The following is a 5054-nucleotide window of genomic DNA, read 5'->3' on the forward strand; positions in this document are numbered from 1 at the left end:
ACGTCCAGTACGAGGACTTCCGGCCGGCACGCCGAGAGCACGCACCGGACGCCGCTCCTTGACGGGCAAACGTTGCCTGCCGCGGCACTAGACGACGGCGTACGTGAACCAGGCGACGGCGTAGGTGAACCGGACGAAGGCCTACGTGAACCAGGCGAAGGCGCCCTGGGTGGTGAAGGCCAGCTTGGCGAAGCGTTCGCCGATACGGCGATGGGTGGCGGCGTCCGGGTGGAGCCGGTCGGGCAGCGGCAGCTCGGCGAAGTCGGCCTCACCGTAGAGGTCCAGGCCGTCCAGGTAGTGCAGGTTCGGGTCCTCGGCCGCCCGCTGCTCCACGATCCGGGCCAGTTCGTCGCGGATGACACGCAACGTCAGTTTCCCGCTCGCGCGCTCCGCCGGATCCCCCGCGGCCAGGAACCGCAGCCGCCCCGCACCGAGATCGGAGAGGTCCGGGGCGCTGGGCCCTGGCGTGTCCTCATGGATGGGACAGAGAAGAGGCGAGACGACCAGCAGCGGCGTGGTGGGATGCCCCTCACGGACGGTGTCGAGAAAGCCGTGCACCGCCGGGCCGAAGGCACGCAACCGCATCGCATCGGTGTTGACCAGATTGATCCCGATCTTGACGCTGATCAGGTCGGCGGCGGTGTCCCTCATGGCCCGCGCGGTGAACGGATCGAGCAGAGCGCTCCCGCTCAACCCCAGATTGATCAGTTCCACGCCGGCGAGGGAGGCGGCGAGCGCGGGCCAGGTGGAGGTGGGCCCGTCGGCGTTGGAACCGTGACTGATCGAGCTGCCGTGATGCAGCCACACCTTGCGTCCCCGGTCCGGCACGGGCTCGACGGGGGCATCGGTGCGCAGGGCCACCAATTCGGTGGTCTCGTTGTGCGGCAGCCAGATCTCGACGTCCTTGACGCCGTCGGACAGACCGTCGAAACGGAGGGTGCCGACCGCTCCCTGCCGGGTCGAGGCCGCTCCGGTGGCCATGTCGATGGTCATCGCGTTGCCGCCGATCACGCTCGCCTGCCCCGCCGGCCGGCCGTCGACGACCAACTCGTACACACCGTCCGGACGCGGCGGCGCACCCACGTAGACGAGCTTGGTGGGCAACGTGTCCAGCTCGACGGCGGTGGCCCGGGTACGGAAGACCAGCCGTACGCCGGAGGGCTGGGCCTCGGCCATGGCGAGCTGTCCGTCGGGGATCTGTCTGCGGGCCCGGGCGGGCAGCCGGTGCGGGAGGACACCGTGTCCGGTGGGCTCCAGGTCGAGGGCGCCGCGCAGGAGGTCGGCGGTGACGGGCGTGGTGATCCAGTCGTGGTCGGTGGTGGTCATGACTTCGGTGTCTCCATCGGGACTCTCGGGTGCCGGAATCGACCCGAGGGACGATCCCGGCGGAGCGATCAGAGGGCGGATGCGGGCGCGGTTGCGGTTGTCGCCGCTGCGCTCGCGGGCCAGTTCCGCAGCAGCGCGTCGAGGGCGTCCAGCATCCGCACCCAGGTCTCCTGCGTGTCGGGGGCGCTGTGGCTGAACCCTCCCCCCATCTCCAGGCTGACGTAGCCGTGGAAGAAGCTGCCCAGCAGCCGAACGGCGTGCGTCTGGTCCGGCTCCGTCAGCTCGTAGCCACGCAGGATCGCCCGCGTCATCTGCGCGTGCCGCCCACCGGCGCTGGCTGCGGCCGCTTCCGGGTCGAGCCTGAACTGGGCGGCGGCGTAGCGGCCGGGATACTCCCTGGCGTAGTCGCGGTAGACGTTCGCGAGAGCGGCCAGGGCGTCCTTGCCGGCCCGCCCGGCCAGCGCGGCGGCGCCCCGGTCGGCGAGTTCCTCCAGGGCGAGCAGGGCGATCCGGGTCTTGAGGTCCTGGGAGTTCTTCACGTGCGAGTACAGGCTCGCGACCTTCACGTCGAAGCGTCTGGCGAGCTCCGAGACGGTCACCCGTTCGAAGCCGACCTCGTCGGCCAGCTCGGCCCCCGCGAGCACCAGACGTTCCGTGGTCAACCCGACGCGCACCATAACCTTCCTTCCATTCACCACAACAGCTCACACATTTGCCTAACACCTTTAGGCAATTTACCATGACTCCCATGAAGCCGCTGACCGAACAAGAGATCCGCGCCGCGTTCGTGAACTGCACCAAGGGCGAGGCGAAGCGCCTGTCCGTCCCGCGCGATCTGACCGACCGCCCCTGGGACGACCTGGACTACCTCGGCTGGCGAGACCCCCAGTCCCCCGAACGCACCTACCTCGTCCTCGAACTGAACGGCCATCCCAAGGCCCTGGTCCTGCGCAGCCCCAGCCCCACCTCCTGGCAGACCCGGCGCAGCATGTGCTCGATGTGCCTGACCACCCACACCGGCGGCGTCTCCCTGATGGTCGCCCCGAAGGCGGGCAAGGCCGGCCAGCAGGGCAACTCGGTCGGCGCCTACATATGCAGCGACCTCTCCTGCTCCCTGTACGTGCGAGGCAAGAAGGACGCGGGCGCCGGCGCCCGCCTCCACGAGTCACTCACGCTGGAGGAAAAGATCCAACGAACGGTGACGAACCTGGCGGCGTTCATCACGAAGGTGACGGCCTGACGCCGTACGACCCCTGTCGCACTCCAGCGAGGAAGCCCATGAGGAGGAGATCGTCACTGGTCACCGGATCTATTCTGCTTCGATGACCAACCAGCCGCTTGAGGGCACTGCCGTCCGCCTCGTCCGTCTGTCTCCCGACCACGCCGAGGCTCTCTTCCCGTCGGCGTCCGACCCCGAGGTCTGGCGATGGATGCCCCGGGCACGACCCGAGACCGTGGCCCAACTGCGCGAGTGGCTCGGCGAGATGACCGCCGACCCGACACGGCGCTGCTTCGCGGTGCAACGCCGTGACGACGGCACGGTGATCGGCTCGACCAGCATGTACGACCTCGACCTGACCGAGAGCCGCACCGAGATCGGCGCGACCTGGTTCGACCGTTCCTGCTGGGGCGGCCCCTACAACGTCGAGTCCAAACTGCTGCTGTTCACCCACGCCTTCGAGGACCTGCGCCTGGCCCGGCTGGCCCTGCGCACCGACAACCTCAATGTGCGCTCCCAGCAGGCCCTGTCCCGCCTCGGCCTGGTACACGAAGGCACCCTGCGCAGCCATATGCGCCGCCCGGACGGCACTCGCCGCGACTCCCTGTACTACAGCCTGCTCGCCGACGAATGGCCCACCGTCCGCGATGCCTTGCGCGCCCGCGTCACCGCCAAGTCCGTGTCCTGAGCCGACCCTCACCGACGGCGGCGCCCGGCGCGCGAGCGAAGCACGTCCGATCACCACCGCTCGGCACCTCCTGGTGAACGCTCGATCCGGCACAGGTCTGGCACGGCACCTGACTCCGTGGCCGCGATGCGGCGCCATGCCGGATGGTCGAGCCGATGAATGCCGTCGTTCAACGGGTGCGCACGTCGTGGACGAAGAAGTCGCGCGGCGGTCCTGAAGCCGCCCTGAGGAACGCCGCCCCGACGGTCTTCTCAAGACGCACCATCATTGACCTCGGCCGACCGCCTGATGTGGCACGGCTGTGGCACGGGCCGCCTCGATCTTTGAACGCCAGTTTGAAAATCGCGCCACCAGGTGCGACCTGGCCTGGCGGAACGCTGGCCTGTGTGTTCTCCGAGTCCTCGCACAAGCTCCGATGGTCCCCGTGGGGTTAGGGGCGGTAGTGGTCGGTCATGGTGGGCGAAGAGCCGTGCACCGAGGCGGCGTTGTAGGAGACCCTGTCGTTGTGCGCCTGCAGCCGCCGTGCTTGCTCGATCAGGCGACCGTCGACGTTCTCCGTGTTGCCGTTTCTTCGGCGCAGGAGCACGAAGAGCAGGACCAGTACCGCTGCCACCAACAGACCGAATAGCACGCCGAGCTCGATCACGGACGGCCCCCCGAGTGAGTGTGTGATGCTCCACGATAACGAGGCGCAGACAGGAGCGCAGGGCGGCCGGAGGCCGTGCAGCGCGGGGAGCGGAGCGAGTCGCCTTGACCCGGTGGGGAAAGCTGTAACTCACTGGCTGGCGTAGGGGTTGTCCGGTCCCGTGCTTCGAGGTCCGGCGATGCGACGGCCGCGCTCAGCGGCGCGGAGAAGGGCCTGAGCCACGCGTTCGGCGTCATCAGGGCACAAGTAGATCTCGTCGGTCCACAGCACCGACAGCCGAACGGTGCCGTTCGTCAAGTTGGTGGCCACGTCCACCTCGACACCGTTCCCGGTGGCGTCGGTGACGTTCAAGTCCTGGTCGCTGCTGTAGGCGCTCACGATGATGAGCATGCCCGGCCATCAACCGGGACTGGCCCGGTATGGAGGATGTCTTGACCGCCAGAAGCGGCCACGGGACGCGCCCTGAGGTAATCGCTGAGGTCCTGGCCGCGATCGGCGATTGCGCGGTCGTGCTCTCGTACGAGGAGGACCGTGCATTTACTGGAGTCGGCTTGGGCCGCTTCGGTGCGGTGGGATCGACTCGGCTGGACTGGACTGGACTGGACTGGACTGGACTGGACTGGACCACGCTGATCGGTTCGCCGAACTGAAGGCTCACCTTGTGGCACACCATCCGTGGAAGAACCCGGAGGTTTTCGCGGTGGCCGTCGTGGCCGGGTCCGAGGCTTTCCTGGGCTGGGCGGTCGCGACCGCATCGCCGCTTCCTGCTGCCGAGTAGGACTCGGACCCTCGCCTTCGGCGGCCAGACCCAGTACCCGGCCCGTGGCGGCGGCCGCCTGCTCGACCTCTCCGGCGGTCAGGTACGAGTCCGCCGGCCACGACGGATACAGGCTCTTGTCCCGCGCGTGGGTGTCGGCGTATCCGGCGGGCGAGGGCGCCTTCCACGGCGGGTACCGCTCGCAGAGGAGCGCCGCGGCTCCTTCCAGTAACGGCCGCGCATGATCTGATACGGCGCCGTGAACGCCGTAGGGCCGACGGTCGGTGACCGTCGGCCCTACGTGCCGTTCTGGCGGGAAACCCGCTCTGACGCGTAAATAGAGCCTGGTCAGGGTGGGTGTGGGCAGGGCCGGGTGCCCGGTGGCCGTGGAGGCTCCGGGTGTCGGGGTCTGCCGGTT

Annotated in this window: 8 protein-coding genes; 4 read left to right on the forward strand and 4 right to left on the reverse strand. The window is 68.7% G+C overall.

Annotated features, from left to right (window positions below):
* Positions 1–141: 141 nt before the first annotated feature.
* Positions 142–1326: a GDSL-type esterase/lipase family protein gene (locus ABZ656_RS56385; protein ID WP_360280288.1), complete on the reverse strand. Its 1185-nt coding sequence runs from the start codon at positions 1324–1326 to the stop codon at positions 142–144.
* Positions 1327–1394: 68 nt separating this feature from the next.
* Positions 1395–2003, reverse strand: a complete 609-nt coding sequence (locus ABZ656_RS56390) for a TetR/AcrR family transcriptional regulator (protein WP_101405530.1) — start codon at positions 2001–2003, stop codon at positions 1395–1397.
* A gap of 71 nt (positions 2004–2074) precedes the next feature.
* Here ABZ656_RS56390 and ABZ656_RS56395 point away from each other — a divergent pair, with 71 nt between their 5' ends.
* Positions 2075–2566, forward strand: coding sequence for an FBP domain-containing protein (locus ABZ656_RS56395; RefSeq protein WP_101405529.1), 492 nt, complete (start codon positions 2075–2077; stop codon positions 2564–2566).
* 82 nt (positions 2567–2648) lie between these two features.
* Positions 2649–3233, forward strand: coding sequence for a GNAT family protein (locus ABZ656_RS56400; protein ID WP_101405528.1), 585 nt, complete (start codon positions 2649–2651; stop codon positions 3231–3233).
* 430 nt (positions 3234–3663) lie between these two features.
* On the opposite strand, the gene ABZ656_RS56405 is transcribed toward ABZ656_RS56400, so the two are convergent.
* Positions 3664–3879, reverse strand: a complete 216-nt coding sequence (locus ABZ656_RS56405) for a hypothetical protein (RefSeq protein WP_168490779.1) — start codon at positions 3877–3879, stop codon at positions 3664–3666.
* 129 nt (positions 3880–4008) lie between these two features.
* Entirely contained in the window at positions 4009–4257 is a 249-nt protein-coding gene (locus tag ABZ656_RS56410; protein WP_360280293.1) for a hypothetical protein, read from the reverse strand.
* Between the two features lie 53 nt (positions 4258–4310).
* Here ABZ656_RS56410 and ABZ656_RS56415 point away from each other — a divergent pair, with 53 nt between their 5' ends.
* Both ABZ656_RS56415 and ABZ656_RS56420 read left to right on the forward strand, forming a co-directional pair.
* Positions 4311–4529 (forward strand): hypothetical protein, encoded by a 219-nt coding sequence (locus ABZ656_RS56415; RefSeq protein ID WP_360280296.1) that lies wholly within the window; start codon positions 4311–4313, stop codon positions 4527–4529.
* An 11-nt stretch (positions 4530–4540) separates the two neighbouring features.
* Complete coding sequence (locus ABZ656_RS56420; protein WP_360280299.1) at positions 4541–4657, forward strand: hypothetical protein; 117 nt, start codon at positions 4541–4543, stop codon at positions 4655–4657.
* Positions 4658–5054: the final 397 nt, after the last annotated feature.

The sequence above is a fragment of the Streptomyces sp. NPDC007095 genome, assembly GCF_040634475.1.
In the GTDB taxonomy this organism is placed as follows: domain Bacteria; phylum Actinomycetota; class Actinomycetes; order Streptomycetales; family Streptomycetaceae; genus Streptomyces.

What these genes read in the sequence shown, in the direction of transcription:
- ABZ656_RS56390 (WP_101405530.1), bottom strand. Translation starts at nt 2,003, where the DNA reads ATGGTGCGCGTCGGGTTGACCACGGAACGTCTGGTGCTCGCGGGGGCC.
- ABZ656_RS56400 (WP_101405528.1), top strand. Translation starts at nt 2,649, where the DNA reads ATGACCAACCAGCCGCTTGAGGGCACTGCCGTCCGCCTCGTCCGTCTG.
- ABZ656_RS56395 (WP_101405529.1), top strand. Translation starts at nt 2,075, where the DNA reads ATGAAGCCGCTGACCGAACAAGAGATCCGCGCCGCGTTCGTGAACTGC.
- ABZ656_RS56385 (WP_360280288.1), bottom strand. Translation starts at nt 1,326, where the DNA reads ATGACCACCACCGACCACGACTGGATCACCACGCCCGTCACCGCCGAC.